Annotated in this window: 17 protein-coding genes; 5 read left to right on the forward strand and 12 right to left on the reverse strand. The window is 62.1% G+C overall.

The window, feature by feature from the left end; all coding sequences use genetic code 11:
• Window positions 1–27 precede the first annotated feature (27 nt).
• The 3 genes from ubiD to trxA all read right to left on the reverse strand — a co-directional run bounded on the left by ubiD (window position 28) and on the right by trxA (window position 3,459).
• Window positions 28–1,512 carry a 4-hydroxy-3-polyprenylbenzoate decarboxylase gene (gene ubiD / locus EV688_RS05215; protein ID WP_117317110.1) on the reverse strand — a complete coding sequence of 495 codons (1,485 nt, stop codon included), beginning with the start codon at window positions 1,510–1,512 and terminating at the stop codon, window positions 28–30.
• A gap of 65 nt (window positions 1,513–1,577) precedes the next feature.
• The gene (gene rho, locus EV688_RS05220) at window positions 1,578–2,846 is read right to left on the reverse strand and encodes a transcription termination factor Rho (protein WP_117317109.1); all 1,269 of its coding nucleotides are present in this window, start codon (window positions 2,844–2,846) and stop codon (window positions 1,578–1,580) included.
• Between the two features lie 283 nt (window positions 2,847–3,129).
• Entirely contained in the window at window positions 3,130–3,459 is a 330-nt protein-coding gene (gene trxA, locus EV688_RS05225) for a thioredoxin TrxA (protein ID WP_117317107.1), read from the reverse strand.
• A 138-nt stretch (window positions 3,460–3,597) separates the two neighbouring features.
• On the opposite strand from trxA, the gene EV688_RS05230 reads away from it, so the two are divergent.
• Window positions 3,598–3,882 carry a GIY-YIG nuclease family protein gene (locus EV688_RS05230; protein ID WP_117317105.1) on the forward strand — a complete coding sequence of 95 codons (285 nt, stop codon included), beginning with the start codon at window positions 3,598–3,600 and terminating at the stop codon, window positions 3,880–3,882.
• 14 nt (window positions 3,883–3,896) lie between these two features.
• Here EV688_RS05230 and EV688_RS05235 read toward each other — a convergent pair whose 3' ends face one another.
• Entirely contained in the window at window positions 3,897–5,801 is a 1,905-nt protein-coding gene (locus EV688_RS05235) for an ABC-F family ATP-binding cassette domain-containing protein (RefSeq protein WP_117317103.1), read from the reverse strand.
• A gap of 67 nt (window positions 5,802–5,868) precedes the next feature.
• On the opposite strand from EV688_RS05235, the gene EV688_RS05240 reads away from it, so the two are divergent.
• Window positions 5,869–6,369 carry a TIGR02444 family protein gene (locus EV688_RS05240; protein ID WP_162883875.1) on the forward strand — a complete coding sequence of 167 codons (501 nt, stop codon included), beginning with the start codon at window positions 5,869–5,871 and terminating at the stop codon, window positions 6,367–6,369.
• Between the two features lie 91 nt (window positions 6,370–6,460).
• Window positions 6,461–7,222, forward strand: coding sequence for a BamJ family beta-barrel-assembly machinery protein (bamJ, locus tag EV688_RS05245; RefSeq protein ID WP_117317099.1), 762 nt, complete (start codon window positions 6,461–6,463; stop codon window positions 7,220–7,222).
• Window positions 7,223–7,291: 69 nt separating this feature from the next.
• Here the strand turns inward: bamJ and EV688_RS05250 are convergent, their stop codons facing one another.
• From EV688_RS05250 to moaA, 7 genes are all read right to left on the reverse strand, one after another.
• Window positions 7,292–7,786 carry a disulfide bond formation protein B gene (locus EV688_RS05250; protein WP_117317097.1) on the reverse strand — a complete coding sequence of 165 codons (495 nt, stop codon included), beginning with the start codon at window positions 7,784–7,786 and terminating at the stop codon, window positions 7,292–7,294.
• A 30-nt stretch (window positions 7,787–7,816) separates the two neighbouring features.
• Window positions 7,817–9,403, reverse strand: a complete 1,587-nt coding sequence (gene gshA, locus EV688_RS05255; RefSeq protein WP_117317095.1) for a glutamate--cysteine ligase — start codon at window positions 9,401–9,403, stop codon at window positions 7,817–7,819.
• A gap of 107 nt (window positions 9,404–9,510) precedes the next feature.
• A complete protein-coding gene (locus EV688_RS05260) occupies window positions 9,511–9,885 on the reverse strand; it encodes a PilZ domain-containing protein (RefSeq protein ID WP_117317093.1) in 375 nt (124 codons plus the stop codon).
• 18 nt (window positions 9,886–9,903) lie between these two features.
• The gene (locus EV688_RS05265) at window positions 9,904–11,967 is read right to left on the reverse strand and encodes a DUF1631 family protein (protein WP_117317091.1); all 2,064 of its coding nucleotides are present in this window, start codon (window positions 11,965–11,967) and stop codon (window positions 9,904–9,906) included.
• Window positions 11,968–11,989: 22 nt separating this feature from the next.
• On the reverse strand, window positions 11,990–13,423 hold the full coding sequence (locus EV688_RS05270) for a VWA domain-containing protein (RefSeq protein ID WP_117317089.1): 1,434 nt from the start codon (window positions 13,421–13,423) through the stop codon (window positions 11,990–11,992).
• 19 nt (window positions 13,424–13,442) lie between these two features.
• On the reverse strand, window positions 13,443–14,387 hold the full coding sequence (locus EV688_RS05275; protein ID WP_117317088.1) for an AAA family ATPase: 945 nt from the start codon (window positions 14,385–14,387) through the stop codon (window positions 13,443–13,445).
• 56 nt (window positions 14,388–14,443) lie between these two features.
• Entirely contained in the window at window positions 14,444–15,451 is a 1,008-nt protein-coding gene (gene moaA, locus EV688_RS05280; RefSeq protein WP_117317086.1) for a GTP 3',8-cyclase MoaA, read from the reverse strand.
• Window positions 15,452–15,653: 202 nt separating this feature from the next.
• Here moaA and EV688_RS05285 point away from each other — a divergent pair, with 202 nt between their 5' ends.
• Entirely contained in the window at window positions 15,654–17,033 is a 1,380-nt protein-coding gene (locus tag EV688_RS05285) for an SLC13 family permease (protein WP_420867056.1), read from the forward strand.
• Between the two features lie 41 nt (window positions 17,034–17,074).
• Entirely contained in the window at window positions 17,075–17,731 is a 657-nt protein-coding gene (locus EV688_RS05290; RefSeq protein ID WP_117317084.1) for a paraquat-inducible protein A, read from the forward strand.
• Here the strand turns inward: EV688_RS05290 and EV688_RS05295 are convergent.
• The gene (locus EV688_RS05295; RefSeq protein ID WP_117317083.1) at window positions 17,697–18,176 is read right to left on the reverse strand and encodes a peroxiredoxin; all 480 of its coding nucleotides are present in this window, start codon (window positions 18,174–18,176) and stop codon (window positions 17,697–17,699) included. The genes EV688_RS05290 and EV688_RS05295 overlap by 35 nt on opposite strands.
• Between the last annotated feature and the right edge of the window lie 33 nt (window positions 18,177–18,209).

The raw sequence follows: 18,209 nt of genomic DNA on the forward strand, positions 1-18,209 counted from the left end.
ACTGTATCCGGAACGGGTCCCTGAGCATCAGAGCCCGAGTGACGCCCACATGTTGTCAACCCGCTTTTTCACGTCGTCGGACATGCTGATCGGCTGTCCCCACTCACGGGTGGTCTCCCCGGGCCATTTGTTAGTGGCATCCATTCCCACCTTGGATCCCAGTCCGGCCACGGGTGAGGCGAAGTCGAGATAGTCGATGGGCGTATCGTCCACGAAGACGCAATCCCGCCGTGGATCCATGCGCGTGGTAATGGCCCAGATCACATCCTGCCAGTTACGCGGGTCAACATCGTCGTCAGTAACCACGATGAACTTGGTGTACATGAACTGACGCAGGAATGACCAGATGCCCAGCATGACGCGCTTGGCATGTCCGGGATATTCCTTGCGCATGGTCACCACGGCCATGCGATACGAGCAGCCCTCCGGCGGCAGGTAGAAATCGACGATTTCCGGGAACTGTTTCTTGAGTATCGGCACGAACACCTCGTTCAGGGCGACGCCGAGAATGGCGGGCTCATCCGGTGGTCGCCCGGTGTACGTGGTGTGGTAGATCGGTGATTCCCGGCTGGTGATGGCGTCCACCGTGAACACGGGGAAGCTGTCGACTTCGTTGTAGTAGCCTGTGTGGTCGCCGAAGGGTCCTTCGGCGGCCATGTCGCCCGGCTCCAGGTACCCTTCCAGAATGTACTCCGCGGTGGCCGGTACCTGCAGGCCGTGTTCGCGACACAGTGGCGTGATGCATTCCACGAGCTCGGTCTTGCCACCGCGCAGAAGGCCGGCGAAGGCGTATTCCGACAGCGTGTCCGGCACCGGCGTGACCGCACCGAGCGTGGTGGCGGGATCGGCGCCGAGGGCGAGGGCCACCGGATAGCGCTTGCCCGGATTCTGCAGCTGCCAGTCGCGGTAGTCGAGGGCGCCGCCTCGGTGTGACAGCCAGCGCATGATGAGGCGGTTACGGCCGATCAGCTGCATGCGGTAAATGCCGAGGTTCTGTCGCTTCTTGTTCGGTCCGCGGGTAATGACCAGCGGCCAGGTGACCAGCGGGCCGGCGTCCCCGGGCCAGCAGGTCTGTATGGGTAGCTCATGCAGGTCGACCGAACTGCCCTCGCGGACGTGAGTCTGGCAGGGAGCGTTGCGCACGAGCTTCGGGCCCATGCTCATGACTTTTTTCAGCAGCGGCGCCTTATCGATGGCGTCGCGAAAACCGGCGGGTGGATCGGGCTGGCGAAGGTAGGCCAGCAGTTCGCCGATTTCGCGCAGGGCGGAAACGTCTTCTGCGCCCATGCCCATGGCGACGCGGCGCTCTGTCCCGAACAGGTTGGCAAGCACGGGAACACTGTGATTTTTCGGGCGGGTGAACAGCAGGGCGGGTCCGCCGGCGCGCAGGGTGCGGTCGGCAATCTCCGTCATTTCCAGGTACGGGTCGACTTCGACGTCGATGCGCTTCAGTTCACCCTGTTTTTCCAGGGCATCGATGAAATCGCGCAGGTCCGCGTACTTGCTTGCCATGGTGCTGCTCCGTCAGAGGGCGGCACAGTATAGCAACGTCGCCACGCTGGCGACGCAGGTGCAGACTACTTGCGACGCATCGAGAGGAAGAATTCCTCGTTGGTCTTGGTGTCTTTGAGCTTGTCGATCAGGAACTCGATCGCCGGTGTGTCTTCCATACCGTGCAGCAGCTTGCGCAGAATCCACATGCGCTGCAGTTCGTCCTCGGCCGTGAGCAGTTCTTCGCGCCGGGTGCCGGAACGACGGATGTTGATGGCGGGATACACGCGCTTCTCGGCGACTTTGCGGTCGAGGTGGAGCTCCATGTTACCGGTGCCCTTGAATTCCTCGTAGATGACCTCGTCCATCTTTGAACCGGTGTCGATCAGCGCCGTGGCGATAATCGATAAAGAACCGCCCTCTTCGATATTGCGTGCGGCACCGAAGAATCGCTTGGGGCGCTCCAGCGCGTGAGCATCGACACCGCCGGTGAGTACCTTGCCGGAGCTCGGAATAACGGTGTTGTAGGCGCGGGCCAGGCGCGTGATCGAATCGAGCAGGATGATCACGTCGCGCTTGTGCTCGACCAGTCGCTTGGCCTTCTCGATCACCATGTCGGCGACCTGCACGTGACGCGAAGGGGGTTCGTCAAAGGTGGATGCGACGACCTCTGCACCTCGCACCCCGACCGAGCGCTGCATCTCGGTGACTTCCTCGGGCCGCTCGTCGATCAGCAGGACAATGATGTAGCACTCGGGATTGTTGCTCATGATGGCCTGGGCCATGCTCTGCATCATGATGGTCTTGCCCGCCTTGGGCGGTGCTACCAGGAGACCGCGCTGGCCCTTGCCAATGGGGGCGACCAGATCGATGATGCGCCCCGTGAGATCTTCGGTGCTGCCGTTGCCCTTCTCGAGAATCAGGCGCTTGGTGGGGAATAGCGGGGTCAGGTTTTCGAACAGAATCTTGCTTTTGGAATCTTCCGGCCGGTTGAAGTTAACCTCGCCTATCTTCAGCAGTGCAAAGTAACGTTCGCTGTCCTTCGGAGGGCGGATCTTGCCGGTAATGGAGTCACCGGTGCGCAGATTGAAGCGGCGAATCTGGCTGGGCGAGACGTATATGTCATCCGGGCCTGCGAGGTAAGAGCCCTCGGCGGAGCGCAGAAACCCGAAACCGTCCTGCAGGATCTCCAGTACCCCATCGCCATAAATGTCTTCGCCGCTTTTGGCGTGGCGTTTGAGGATGGAGAAAATGATGTCCTGCTTGCGCGAGCGGGCCATGTTTTCCAGGCCGATCTCTTTCGCAATGTCAATGAGTTCCTGGGTGGATTTGGTCTTCAGGTCGGTAAGATTCATAGACTTTTCTGGGATGTGGGATTGAAGAGAGCCGTGTATGGCCACGCGCTGGCATCAGGTGTGTCGGGCTTTATGCCCAGGACGTTGGAGCGGCCAATTGAATTACGGGGTTATTATCGCTGCACGGGAGGTAGCAACGATCTGAAAGTTAGCATGTCGGGAGAGGGGCGTCTACCGCTTTTTCGGCCACGCCCGCTGCGGGGTTTGCGGCTCTTGTGCACGGGCAACGATGCCAGCTTTGGAAACGGTGCCGACTGCGCTCGCACAGTGGGCACCCCCGGGTCTACTCGACCGATTCCTTGATAAAATCAACCAGCTGCGTCTTGGAGAGTGCGCCCACCTTGGTCGCCTCGGCATTACCATTCTTGAACAGAATCAATGTGGGAATACCGCGGATGCCGAATTTTGGCGGAATCTCCGGGTTGGAATCGACGTCAACCTTGCAGATCTTCAGCTTGCCGGCGTATTCCGTCGCAATTTCGTCGAGGATAGGGGCAATCATTTTGCAGGGGCCGCACCATTCAGCCCAGAAATCCACCAGTACGGGAACATCTGCGGACAGGACGTCCTGATCGAAACTGCTGTCGGTCACATGTACGATGTGCTCACTCATGAGATTCTCCGGAATATTGAATAAGGCCTGCCCTGGTGGGCAATGAAAGAAACATGTATCTGTCGCTGCAGTTTACCATTGGGATGCGTCGCGTCCAATTCAAGCCCACTGATCCCCGCGGGCTCCCGGGCGCGCAGAATGTGCGATGATGCCGGTGTCATCGCGCCGGTGGACGCACGCTGGTGCGTGTACCTGCTGCGTTGCGCCGATGGCAGTCTGTATACCGGAATTACCCGCGACCTCCCTCGCCGTCTTCGACAGCACAACGGGGAGCTGGTCGGCGGATCGCGATACACCCGATCGCGACGACCGGTCGCACTGGCGTGGTCGACGCAGGCTGAATGTCGGGCCGAGGCGCAGCGCCTCGAGGCCTCCATCAAGGCCCTGTCGCGGGCCGCAAAATGGGCGCTTGTCAGGGGCTAGTGGGTCGCTGTTTGTCAGTCTCCCAGACTGTCCAGCGCTTCCTGCGTCTCCAGCCAGCGCTCTTCAAGCGCTTCTGTGAGCTGCCTCAGCTCACCCTCACGTTTCAGCAGAACGGGAAGTTCTGCCTGCTGATCATTCCCGTAAAGCGATGGGTCTGCCAGCCGTGCCTGAAGGTCCTGCATTTCAGCCTCGCTGCGCGCCATGTCGTTCTCAATAGTGCGCAGAGTCTGGCGCAGCGGCTTCAATTGCTCGCGACGGGCCGCGGCGTTCTGGCGCCGGCTGCGTGCGTCTTCACCGGCGCCCGCCGCAGGCATCGCGGGTGCCGGAGCGGGGCGGCGCGATTCAGCGGGTGATTCGGCAGCGATAGCACGCTCGTAACTGGCGACATCGCCGTCATAGACCTGAACGGTGCCGTCGGCAATGAGCCACAGCTCGTCTGCGGTGTTGCGCAGCAGGTGGCGATCGTGGGTGACCAGTAATACTGCGCCGCTGAAGGCCTGCAGCGCCAGGGTCAGTGCGTGGCGCATTTCCAGGTCCAGGTGGTTGGTCGGCTCGTCCAGGACCAGAAGATTGGGTTTTTGCCAGACCACCATTGCCAGGGCAAGACGGGCTTTTTCGCCGCCGGAGAATGGCGCGATCACGTCGTCGGCACGGGCACCGCGAAAGTCGAAGCCGCCGAGAAAATCGTAGATGGTCTGTTCCCGGGCATCCGGTGACAGACGCTGCAGATGTTGTGCAGCCGTGGCGGACAGATCAAGCACCTCCAGCTGCTGTTGGTCATAGTAGCCAACGCGACAACCCGGACTGACGTGGCGCTTGCCGGCCACCAGAGGCAGGTCGCCGACCAGGCTCTTGAGCAGCGTGGTCTTGCCGGCGCCGTTACGACCCAGCAGGCCGATGCGCGCCGTCGGATGCAGCCGCAGGTTGATGCGGTCAAGCAGCGCCTCGCGAGCGTAGCCCAGAGATGCCTCCTCCAGGTAGATCGCGGGATCACTCAGTGCCGGCGCCTCGGGAAAGCTGAAGGTGAAGGGGTTATCGATATGCGCGGCGGCGACCTGCTGCATGCGCTCCAGCTCTTTCAGTCGCGACTGCGCCTGCCTGGCCTTGGTCGCCTTGTAACGGAAGCGGCGCACGAAATCCTCGATTTCGGCGACACGCCGCTGCTGCTTTTCATGCAGTGCCTGCTGTTCCGCGAGACGCAGGGCGCGAAGCTGTTCGAAATCGGTGTATCCGCCGCGATAGCTGTTGAGCTGTTGCTGCTCGATGTGCAGTACCCGTTCGCAGGTGGCATCGATGAAATCCCTGTCGTGCGAGATAAGCAGAAGCGTACCCGGGTATTCCTGCAGCCAGCGCTGCAGCCAGAGACTGGCATCCATGTCCAGGTGGTTGGTCGGCTCGTCGAGCAGCAGCACATCCGACGGCATCATCAGGGCGCGGGCCAGGTTCAGCCGTATGCGCCAGCCGCCGGAGAACTCGCTGACCGGGCGCGCCGCATCCCCCGGGGCGAAACCCAGCCCGCTCAGCAGGCGATGACTGCGTGCCTCGGCGCTGTAGCCGTCGTTTTCCTGCAGCGCCACATGGGTCTGCGCCATGCCTTCGAAGTCGTCGTTTGCTTCCTGTTCTTTCAGGCGCTGCAGCAGCATGGCGATGGCGGCATCACCCTCCAGGACGTAGTCTGCCGCAGTGGCGCCACTCGTCTCCACTTCCTGCGCCATGTGGGCGATGCGCAGCCCGTCAATGCCATCGATGTGGCCGGCGTCGGCACCCAGTTTGCCAAGCAGAAGGGAAAACAGGCTCGACTTGCCGCTGCCATTGGCGCCGATCAGCGCAATGCGCTGTCCGGCCTGCAGCGTTGCTGAACTGTCGGCAAACAGCAGGTGTTCACCGCGTCGCAGCGTAATGTTACGTAGTATGATCATATGGAGAATTCTACGGTGCGCTGCGCAGGTCCACCAGATGCGCGGGACAATCTGCGCAGGACAATCGATGGATGATGATATGGCGGTTCCCGAGCTCTGGCAGGGAATGCTTGACCTTTACTCAGCACGGGGTGTCCCGGAGGCCTGTGTTGGTGTCCAGGACGCCTGCGACGCCGATGTTCTGCTGCTTCTCACCGCGGCGATCCTGGCGCGCAGCGAACGACAGGTGACGCCGGATCTTGCAGGCAGGCTGGTGGCTGCGACGGCGGAATGGCGACACGAGGTGGTCCTGCCGCTGCGTGCCCTGCGCAGGCGGTGGCGTGGCAGGCTGGCCGCGCAGTCACTGCGTGAACGCGTGAAAGCACTGGAGCTGGAGGCCGAGCGCAGCCAGGTCAGCCTGCTGCAGTCTACGCTCGAGGCGGCGTCCCCACTGCCCGAGGCAGTCGCTGGTCGGGCGTTGCTTCGCCGCAATTGTCTCGCGGTGTTGCCGGGCGCGAGAGCGTGTCTGGCTTGCGACGAGGCCCGTGAGATCTTTCTCGACGGCGTTGCAGCACGGCTTTGGCCATGATGAGTGGCTGAAAATCGCGGGGTAGCTGAATAGCTGTCGGGGTAGTACCATTCTCCACTTGCAAATTCACTCACAACTGACGGACTCACTTATGAAGAAAGCCATACTCCCCTTCGCGATCGCGGCGTTGACACTGGGGCTTCAGGCCTGTGACCAGGGCACAGAGGAGGGCGGCGCAGCCGAATCCGGTGCTGAGGTTACGCTCGATACACCGACCAAGCGTCTCAGCTACGGCGTTGCACTTGGCCTCGGTCGCAATATGGCGTCAGATGGCATGGAAATGGATATCGATGCCTTCACACTGGGCCTTCGCGATGCATTCTCCGGTGCCGAGCAGCGTCTGACCCAGGAAGAGATTCAGGCCGAGATGATGGCGTTCCAGGAGCAGCTGGAAGCTGAGCAGACGGCGAACCAGGAAGCCCTGGCGGCATCCAATGCCGCCGCGGCAGAGGCGTTCATGGCTGAAAACGCCCAGCGCGAAGGTGTCATTACCACTGACTCAGGCCTGCAGTACGAGGTCATGAAAATGGGCGATGGCGTCACGCCGGGACCTGAGGATACGGTGGAAGTTCACTACAGCGGCAAACTGCTGGATGGCACCGAGTTTGACTCATCCTACAAGCGCGGCGAGCCCGTGACCTTCGGTGTAGGTCAGGTCATTGCCGGATGGACCGAGGCACTGCAGATGATGCCTGCAGGTTCCCAGTGGAAGCTGTTCATTCCGCCGGAGCTGGCCTACGGTGCTGGTGGTGCAGGGCAGGTGATCGGCCCGAACGCTGCGCTGACCTTTGAGGTTGAGCTGCTGTCAGTGCCGAGCCAGTCTGAAGACAGCGAAGAGAACGAAGAAGGCTGATACCGCGTCAGTTCCCCGACGCCGGCGCCACTGCCGGCGTCGGATTCTCCCCCGACAGCCGTTTTCGCATCACCGCCTGGCTGTCTGCCAGAGTCCCAGCATAGCCAGAACCAGGAACAACAGCAGCGTCTGTGCGGGTATGCTCATTCCCAGGAAGCTCCACTGCGTCTCGGCACAGTTGCCGTCCCCCATCATGACCAACGCAAAGGTCTCACTCAGCGGCAGCGTATCCAGCATGTAGTCGAGGCTGGGTCCACAGGCAGGTGCCTGGTCCGCAGGCAGACTCTGCAGCCACACATGCCGGCCGGCAACCGCGGCACCACCGATAGCCGCCAGCGTACAGAGTCCGGCATAGAGACGGCGACCGATGCCGGAAGGGTTGTGAATAAATGCCGCCAGTGCAAACAGGCCCACCAGTATGACAAAACCACGCTGCGTGATACACAGCGGGCATGGGGCGAGCCCAAGGGCCTGCTGCAGGAACAGCACCGCGAAGCCCATGGCGATAACGGGTATGAGGAACAGGGCAAAAAAAACCGGACGTTTCTGCATCAGTGGGTGCATGGTGACTCCTGCGGTAAACCGCGGTTGCCGCTATAGCGCGGCGTATTGATCGTAGTAGGCTCGGAGGTGCGCGGCAAAATCGCGGGTCTCGCTGCGCTCCAGCGCCGTCTGGGCTTCCAGGGATCGCGCGCTCTCGGCATCCAGGGCCGCCAGCGTTTCCGGAGACAGGGGACGGGCGCGGAAGTGCTCCGCCCAATGGTTGCTGTAGTGCAGCCCAAGGCGGTAGAAGGGCATGTCGCGTTCGCGCATTTCCGCGATCAGTTGCGCCGAGGGTGTGAGTTCCGGGTTGTTGATCTTCGCGCGCTGAGCCTCCAGAGCACGGCGATAGTCCTCGCCGCCGTGGGACCTGTCCAGCGCATCGGCTGACCGGATCAGCGCATCCATCAGCGCGTTTGCCAGTTCGGCCATTGGCCGCGGCCCGTCCGGGGTGCCCAGGGTGAGACCGGGTTCGCGGCCACGGTTGACCACGGCCTCCAGATTGGCGTCCTGCATGGACTGCTGCTGTTCATTGCAGGCGGGGCTGTCATCGGTAAGACAATGCAGGAGGAATGTGTCGAGAAAACGGATCATTCCTGCATCGATGCCTTCCGCCAGAAACGGGCTCACGTCGAGGCAGCGTACCTCGATGTACTCAATGCCGGCGCGGTTCAGGGCGGCGAGCGGTGTCTCGCCAGAGGCCGCAACACGTTTTGGACGGATGGTGCTGTAGAACTCGTTTTCTATCTGCAGCAGACTCGTGTTGAGCTGCTGATAGTTGCCATCCTCTCCGGCGGGATAGGCGGCGTAATCGGCGTGTGGCTGCATGATGGCGTCTTTCAACGCGTGGATATAGTTATCCAGTGAGTTGTAGCAGACCTGCAGGCCTCGCTGCGCGGCGCTGTTGTAGCCAAGTCCCCCCATACGCAGTGCCGTTGCGTATGGCAGGAAGAGTGTGTTGCCCTCGCTGTCGAAGGCCTCGAGCGCGCTTTTCTGTCCGCGTCCGCGCAGGAAGCTGGCGCAGACGGCCGGGGAGGCGCCGAAGAGGTAGATGAGAAGCCATGACCAGCGGTGGAAGTTGCGAATCAGCCCCAGATAGCGGTCGGTGATGTAGTCCTGCCGCCTGCCTGGCGAGCCGTCTGCCTGCCAGCTGGCGTCCCAGTAGCTGTCCGGCATGGAGAAGTTGTAATGAATCCCGGCGATCGCCTGCATGGTGCGGCCATATCGATTGCCCAGACCCAGTCGATACACGGTTTTCATTCGCGCGACATTGGACGAGCCGTACTGCGCCACCGGAATACCTGCATCCCCGGAGACGATACAGGGCATGCTGGCTGCCCAGAGCCGCTCGTTGCCCAGGTGCCGATAGACGTAGGTGTGGATGTCCGCCAGCGTTGTCAGCGTGGTATCGATGCCTGTGCTCACGGGGGTGATGAATTCCATCAGTGCTTCGGAGTAATCCGTTGTGATCGCGCCGTGCGTCAGTGCGGAACCGAGAGCCTGCGGATGCGGTGTCTGCGCGAGCGTGCCCTCTGCAGATATGCGCAGGCTCTCCTTTTCAATGCCGCGCTGGATGGCGTTGAGCAAGTCGGGTTGGTCTGCAGTCACGTGCTGCAGTTGTCGGTGCCAGTGGGATGTCAAGTTGCATATCCTGTGCCGGAGTCATCGCCGCGGGCGCGCAGCAGTTGCTGGCGTCGCGGCGCAAAAGTGTAGCGGTGAACGTTCGGCGAGTACAGATGTGCGATGAATCAGCTGTCCTCCCGGACTTCCATCACCTGCAGCGCCTGTTCCCAGTGCTCCAGGTCCGAGCCCGCGGCGTTGAGTATCTCGAAGCCCGCAATCCAGCTGCCCGGCTTGTCCTTCTCCTGCATCCTCCAGCGAACCTGACCCACCAGGTAAAAGGGCTCGTCGTTGCCCGGAATATCGACCCCAATCTGCAGGATAGCGCCGACGGTGACACGCTGGTCGATCTGGACACGCAGGCCCCAGCGCGACACTTCCAGGGTGTGGCAGCGCACAACCTTCCCGGGCCCGAGGCTGCCGGGCGGGGGTGACTCCAGCTCGATGAATACCGTGCTCTCCAGCGGCAGTCGGCAATAGCGACGACTGTTCTTGCCGGTCATGTCCAGGCCCCCCGCTGTTCAGTCATGGTGCTGGCCTCGCGCGCGCTGCACTTCGTCGCGGAAGTAGGAGCGTGTTTCCAGGATGTCGACCAGCCCTTCATCAATCAGCCCGAGCAGCTCACTGCGGGACAGTTCGCGCAGGGCAATGCCCCGGCGGTTGACAAAGATATAGTTGTCCCGGCGCGGATCGTAGACCGCCAGCTTGGCCATGATCGGCGTTTCACCGTCATGAAATCCCAGCCAGGCGCCCATCGGGACGTCGATCTCGGGTTCCGCGTTTCGTTCACGCCCGCTGTCGGACATACCCCTGTCCTGGCGCTCGCTGTAGGCGGTTCCGGCGCGCTCGGTGGGACGTGGCTGTGAGACAGGTGCACGGTTTTCCCGGGGTCGCTGGGTTAGCCGCTCGGGCGACCTGGCCTCCGCCTGGCGCAGGTCAGGTGCCGGTACCGCCACGGTGCTGGGCTGTATGGGTGGGGCGGGCGAACCGCTGTCACTGTCCTCTGTCAGCGTCAGCTCGAGGGATTCGATTTCGGGTACCGCAGGGTCACCCACGGACCTCCCTTCACGCCGGCTCAGGTCCGGCAACGGGTCTTCCCACTCTTCAGCCGCGGCGGTGGATGCCGTGTGTTGCGATCTACTGCTTGACAGTACGTCACCGTCCTCGGGCTGTAAGGCGTCGCTCGCGTCGGGTTCGGTGTCGTCTGCATCGATGGACTCGCCGTCGATGGGTTCGGGCACGAAAGACGGATCGATCAGGGCACGCAGCTTTTCATTGCTGTCCACGCCCGCGGTGCTCGCCAGGGAGAGGCTGAAAGTGTCCTCGGCGGGCAGGGGCCGTGCCCGGTTTTCGCGCAGCCGTCGTAGAAATTCATCGCGGCGCAGGTCCAGGGCCTTGAGTCCCACGACATTCGTGAACAGGAGATGCTGACCCTTCTCCAGCTGCAGCGTCAGCTGGGCGCGCAGTTCTCCCTCATCGTCCTGCATGAGGAACCAGTGGCCGTTGTTCAGCTCCACTGCGTCCTGGTCATGATTCTCCACGACGGCGCGGGAGCCCGTGATGGCGATCGGCGGAATACGCGTCAGGCCCAGATTCTGGCCATGACGCAGCCTCAGGTGCGCATATTCCACGAGGCCGATGGCATCGTCTGCTGCGTCCGGATCGTGCTGCAGACTGAGCAGCCATTCCCTGAGCTCCTGCGGCAGGCGCTTGACGATGTTGGCCAGGCGGTCGCGATTGGCATCGTCAGCGTCCTCGCGGGGCTGGACGGATTCCATAAGATGCTCCGTCGCCCGCCGCACCTGGCGCCATTCATGGGAGTCCGTGCCAAATTTGAGGGCGACCAGCTGCGCGCTGTCAAACCATGGACCTTTGAGAAATTCCCCGATGGCGGCAGGTAGCTGGTACTTCTCGAGACCGCTATTGATCACCCCGGCGGCGTCGCGCTTGACCTGATCCGTTTTCAGGCTGGCCGCCTCGGCTTCGGCAAGGCGCTGCACCATTCGCTGGGCGCGCGCAGCATCCCGCTCGGCGGCCGCGGTGAGTTCACGCGTGATGTGGGCGAAATCCACGGACCGGTCCTCGAACCACTCACGTGCTCTGACCACGGCTCGCATGACGCGTTGCTCAAGCATCTGGCCGGCGCGGTCCAGGCGCTGCTGCCAGCCGACGGCACTTTGCTGGAGACAGTCAAGCAGCTGATGCAGGGGGTGTGCGCCGGGGGTGAAAAAGTGCTCGTCAGACACCGCCAGCGCAATCGCCAGCGGCAGTAGTTTGCGCACTTCCAGAGCGAGCTTCTGCTCCAGCGGATAATGGTCTTCCCAGTGGTCGAATGACAGCGTCACCCATTCCACAATGGAGCCATGCGCAGGCTCGAGGCTGCCGCTTGCACCCTCGCTTTCCGCCTGACGGCGCAGGCTGATGAGCGGCGACGTCGGGTCATCGCCCAGCTTTCCCAGAAGTCGGATCAGCTGGTCACGGGTCAGCACCTCTCGCCCTGCCTCGCCACCGGATTGTGGAAAGCGCCGTGTGACCGCGTCGCGGAGCGAGCAGGGTAGCGGGATATGTTCGCTGGAAAGAGGCATCAGGCCGCGGGCGCCAGCAGCGCTAGCGCGTGCTGCGCAATAGCTGGTCGATTACCCGCTCCAGTTGCCGCAGGCTGTTGCATTCAGCGGCAAAATGGCAGGCACTGAGGTAGCGGAGCATCTCGGAGTCACCGGTTCCCCATGCCTGGCGCGATTCGGGATTGAGCCAGATGACCTGCTTGCTTCGCTGATAGAGACTCTGCATGATTTCCAGTTCTGGATCCCCCCGGTTGTTGCGGGCGTCACCGAGAATGATAACTGATGTCTGTCGGTTTATATCATTCAGTGCCAGGCGCGCAAAATCGCGCAGGCTGCCTCCGTAATCGGTTGCACCGCCGTATTGCCAGTTTGCCAGTTCCACGGCGCGCTCCACAGGGTGGGTCTCAAACAGCTCGCTGATTTCACCGAGGTGGTGTGAGAAGGCAAAGCTGCGCATGCGCGGCAGAATGTCCTGCAGGCTGTACAGGAAGATGAGCAGGAACTTTGCGTACGCGGCGACGGAACCACTGACGTCGCAGAGAGCCAGTACCTGTGCCTTGTCCCGCCGACGCCGGCGCCAGTGGGTACGAAAGAGGATGCCGTCCGTGGGTACCCCCGCGCGCAGGGTCTTGCGCATGTCCAGCTGCCCGCGGCGCACGGGACGGCGCCGGCTGGAGTGGCGGCTGGCGAGGCGCCGCGCCATTTTCTCGACCAGCCGCTGTACCCGATCCATGTAGTGGCGCTCGATGTGACTGAGGCGCGTCTTGCTGAGAATGTCGTCCATGAACTGGCTGTTTCTGCCTTCCGCATGCAGCAGGTACTGGCCGTCGACGTAGTCGCGCACCTGGGAACGCAAGATGTCGCGGTATCGTCTTATGCTGTCCAGCGCGGGATGCTCGTCCCGTTCGAGGTCGATAACCGCGCTGCGCAGCTGTTCCTCACCCATCGCCTGCAAAATGCTGCGCACATAAAGGCCCTTCTGGGTGAACATCTGGATATCTGCTACACCCGATGCGCTGCCGGCGCGCCTCAGGGCAGCGCTTAGCTGGGCGCGTTCATTGTTCATCAGGCCCTGCATCAGAGCTGACTGCAGCAGTTCGCGAACGCTGTCATGGGTCTCGGCCGCGGATTCCAGCAGCTCACGCTCGCCGTCATCGGCTGCCCCGCTGTCCTGTGGTGGCGATTCCGGGCCGGCAGCCGCAGACCCGGCGCTATCCGTGTCGTCTGCGTCATCATTATCGTCTTTACCACTGAAGTCGGCGTCGCGCTGTCCGAAATAGCGATCAAAGCAGGTCTCGACGATATGCTGCTCCCGCGATGTCTTGGCCAGCGAGGCCGTCAGACCGGTTCGCAGCCGGTCGCGGTCGGCGTAGCCGAGGAGCTGCAGCGCTGCCACCGCATCCAGTGTCTCCGCAGGAGATACACGCACATCGTGACTGCGCAGAATCCGGATGAAGGTGATGAGGCTGGCTTGCATAACTCCGCCTGGTCGCCGACTAGTGTCTGCCGGCACTAATGTCCAGCAGCGAACCGAGCTCTGCCTGCGCGGCTTCAATGTCCTGTTCGAATTTGAGCAGGGTGCCAAGGCTGTCGCGAACCAGTTGCGCATCCAGCGCGTCGGCGTGCAGCAGCAGCAAACTGCGCGCCCAGTCGATGGTTTCCGAGATCGCGGGTGTCTTGCGCAGATCCAGCTCGCGGAGTGAGTGGACAAAGGCCACCAGTTGCCGACGCAGCGCGTCGTCAATCCCCGGCACCCGACTCTGGACAATCCGCTCCTCAAGCTCCAACGAGGGGAAGGGAATATAAAGGTGCAGGCAGCGGCGCTTCAGGGCGTCGGAGATTTCCCGGGTATTGTTGCTGGTCAGGAACACCATGGGACGTGATCTTGCCCGTACAGTCCCTATTTCAGGGATAGAGACCTGAAAGTCCGACAGCACCTCAAGAAGCAGTGATTCGAACTCGTAGTCCGCCTTGTCGATCTCATCAATCAGCAGAATCGCCCCTTCCTCCTGCTGCATCGCCGTCAGCAGTGGGCGGGGCTCCAGAAAAGCCTCGGAGTAGAAAATATCACCGAACGCGTGCAGTCGTTCCACGGCAGCGGCCAGGTCGTCTGCGCCCTGCAGGAGATCTCCCAGCTTTTCCTTCAGGATCTGGGTGTAGAGCAGCTGTTTGCCGTATTTCCATTCATACAGCGCCTTGGCCTCATCCAGCCCTTCGTAACACTGCAGCCGGATCAGCGGCAGTGACAGCAGCGCTGACGCCGTCTTGGCCAGCTCGGTTTTTCCGACCCCCGGCGGGCCCTCTACCAATACAGGCTTGCCCAGCTGGAACGCCAGAAAAACCGTCGTGGCAATGCGATCGCTGCAGATGTAGCCGAGTGCGTCGAAGCCGTGTCTGATTGCCTCGATAGACTCGAACTGGGGGAGCGCCTGTCTGTTCAAGGTCTGCCTCTTGGGATTGCCGCGTTTCGCGAGGGTGGGGGTGGCACGGGCTAACGTCAGCCGCCCGTCGCGCTCATGAAGCGCACGATGTCCGGCTCATCACTGTGAGTAAAGTGGTGTTTTTCGGGTTTCAGGTTGATAGCGTGGTCAATGCAACTGCGCAGCGTCGCCGGGCCGGCGTTCTCCGCGCGCAGGACCTCCCGCAGATCTACCGAATGTTCGTTGCCAAGACACAGCAGCAGTCGCCCTTCGGCGGTCACCCGCACGCGATTGCACAAATGGCAGAAGTTGTTGCTGTGGGGCGATATGAAGCCCACCCGGCTTTTCCTGCCAGTCACCCGGTGCTTGCGGGCCGGTCCGGCATGCTGCGCCGGATCGCCGAGAGGCTCAAGCTCGAATCGCCGCGAGATGATCTGCTGCAATTCGGCGCTGCTGATGTGCGCCAGCGCCCGGCTGTGCTCCGATATGCTGCCGAGCGGCATCTCCTCGATAAAGGCGATGTCGATACCCCGGTCACAGGCAAACTGCACCAGGTCGATCACCTCGTCCTCGTTGCGACCGCGCAGAACAACGGCGTTCAGGCGCACACCTTCGAAACCGGCGCTGCAGGCGGCGTCGATCCCGGCAATCACCTGATGGAGGTCGCCGTGACGGGTCAGCTCGCGAAACCGGTCGGGACGCAGACTGTCGAGACTGATATTCAGCCGCTTCACGCCGGCCTCCCGCAGCGGTCCGGCGAAGCTGCTCAACTTTGAGCCGTTAGTCGTCATTACCAGTTCATCGAGGCCCGGCATCCCGCCAAGCTGGCGCACCAGCTGCATAATGCCGTTGCGGACCAGGGGTTCACCCCCGGTAATTCGGATCTTGCGCACGCCCAGTGCTACGAAGGCCTCTGCGACCTGGTATATCTCCTCGAGCGAGAGAATCTCGCTGCGCGGCGCAAACCGCATGTCTTCTGACATGCAGTAGACACAGCGAAAATCACAGCGATCCGTAACGGACAGGCGAAGGTAGCTGACCTCGCGGCCAAAGCGGTCGACGAGTGATGAGGGCGACACAGGCATGGCAACAGTTTACGCGGAGTGTTGGAGCAGCTCCACTGCCGTACTGGCAATTGTTGGAACTTTACAGTGGCAGTGGCATGGGACAGGATGACGCAGCATCCGGGAGAGAATAATTCATGCTGCAAAGTTCGTTTGCCACAGCAACCGTGCGTGTCACAGTGCCGTCAGGTCGCGGGCGTCTTGTGACGATCCTTGACGCTGTGTGCCTGTGCTGAAGTCTGTCGCGTTGTGGGCCGGGCCTGTTCTGGCCTCTCTGGCTGCGTTTCTGGGCCAGGCGTCAGGACAGCCGCCGGGCATTACGATCGTCCTGTTCGTCGCCATCGTCTGTGTCGTCTGGTGGATCTTCGAGCCGGTTCCCATTCCGGTCACGTCCTTGATCCCGCTGGCCGTGCTGCCCTTGCTGGGGGTGTTGACGCCGGCCGAAGTCGGCGAGGCCTACGGTTCGCCGCTGATCCTCCTGCTCCTGGGCGGTTTTCTGCTCTCGCGTGCCATGGAGAGTTCCGGGGCACACCGACGTATTGCGCTCGCCATGATCCGCCTGTTCGGGGCAAACAGTCCGCGTCGCCTGGTGATGGGATTTATGGCGGCCGCCGCTGTACTCAGCATGTGGATTTCGAATACCGCGACCACGCTGATGCTGCTGCCCGTTGCCCTGGCGGTGCTTGACGGCAGCGCGGATCGGGAAAAGCTGGCGCCGCCGTTATTGCTTGGCATGGCTTACAGTGCCAGCGTCGGTGGCGTGGGAACGCCCATCGGCACGCCGCCGAACCTGATATTCATGCAGGTCTACGCCGACACCACAGGGGAGGCGATCAGCTTTCTTACCTGGATGTCCTGGGCGGTGCCGGTCGTTCTGGTCATGGTCCCGGCAATGGCGTTTCTGCTGACGCGCGGCATGTCGTCATCCCTGCGTCTGACGCTGCCAACGGTTGGCAGGTGGAGTGCCGCCGAGCGACGCGTCATGCTCGTGTTCGGTCTCACCGCTCTGGCCTGGGTGACGCGCTCCGAGCCCTTCGGTGGCTGGAGCCACTGGCTGGGTCTGCCGCAGGCCAATGATGCCTCGGTTGCTCTGCTGGCGGTTGTGCTAATGTGCCTGGTACCCGATGGGCGCGGCAAGCGTCTGCTCGACTGGGAGCGGGCCAGCACGATTCCCTGGGGCGTTCTGCTGCTGTTTGCCGGCGGTATCTGCCTGGCGCGGGGCTTTGTCAGCTCGGGTCTCAGCGATCTCATGGGGCTGTGGCTGGCAGGGTTCACGGAACTGCCGCTGTTGCTGCTGATTGGCCTGGTCTGTCTGTGCGTCACCTTCATGACTGAGGCGACATCGAATACGGCGAGTACCTCGCTGCTGATGCCGGTGCTGGCGGCGGCGGCGATTGCCGCAGGGATCGCGCCGCAGATCATCATGGTGCCGGCCGCCATGAGCGCAAGCTGTGCCTTCATGCTGCCCGTTGCCACGGCGCCGAATTCTGTGGTTTATGGCAGTGGTCTGGTAAGCACCGCGCGTATGGCCCGTGAAGGCCTGCAGTTGAATCTGCTGGGCGTCGCCGTCATCAGCCTGTGCTGTTATGTCACCCTTACGTGACTCTCACTGTCACCACGATCTGAAGCGGGAACGGAAGTTGCATGTCCAATCATCGTCGTATCGCCTGTCTTTTCTGTATCGTCGCGGCCATCGCCCTGCTGTACCCCGGTGTATCGCAGCCGGTGTTGACCCTGAGCGGCGACATCCAGCGCGCGGATCTTGCCGAATTCGGTATGGATGCACTGGCGGGTGGGCAGGTCGACTCCCAGTCTCGGCAGATGCTGGATATGATCAGCCAGTTTCTCGGGCTTGACCGACTGGAGGGCAGTATCGAGGTCTACCGCCAAACACAGTCCATCGCCGGGTTTGCCGGGGAGCTTGCCAGGCAGGGCAATATGCTGGTGGCGATATTGATCGTCACGTTCAGCATGGTGGTGCCCGTGCTCAAAATGCTGATTCTCGCAGCTGCCGTCGCCGCGCCGTCATCGGCCTCGGAGCTGCTGCTCCGGGCCAACGCCGCATTGTCCAAATGGTCAATGGCCGACGTATTCGTAGTCGCACTGCTGGTGGCATTCATGGCCGGCAGGGCATCCGGCCATGCGGGGGAACTGCTGCGGATGCATGCAGAGCTTGGGCCCGGGTTCTATTATTTCCTTGCCTACTGCCTGTTTTCCATCGCTGCCGGCGCGCTCCTGACGGGGCGCGCCGATCTTCGCGTCTCGTCTACAGTTGGGCGAGAATCGCCTCCGCCGCGCTGACCTCAACGCCTGGACCCTCTTCGACGGCCAGGTGTTTGACCACACCGTCATCGACGATCATCGCAAAGCGCTGTGAACGCATGCCCAGGCCAAAGCCGGTACCGTCCAGCTCAAGGTCAAGGGCGCGCGTGAAGTCGCCGTTGCCGTCGCCCAGCATGAGAATCTCGCCGGCATTCTGAGCCTTGCCCCACGCGTCCATGACAAAGGCATCGTTCACGGCCATGCAGGCGATGGTATCGACACCCTTGGCCTTGATCTTGTCCGCGTTCACGACATAGCCGGGCAGGTGGGTCATGCTGCAGCCGGGCGTGAACGCACCTGGCACGGCAAACAGGACGACCTTCTTGCCCGAGAAAAGCTCATCGGTGGTGATATCCTTTGGACCATTATCACCCATGGTCTTGAGGGTGCTAGCGGGAATCGTGTCGCCGGTTTTGAGGGTCATGTGAGGCTCCTTGCGGGTATCAGGTTATCGGAC

The sequence above is a fragment of the Chromatocurvus halotolerans genome (assembly GCF_004340525.1).
Taxonomy (GTDB): domain Bacteria; phylum Pseudomonadota; class Gammaproteobacteria; order Pseudomonadales; family Halieaceae; genus Chromatocurvus; species Chromatocurvus halotolerans.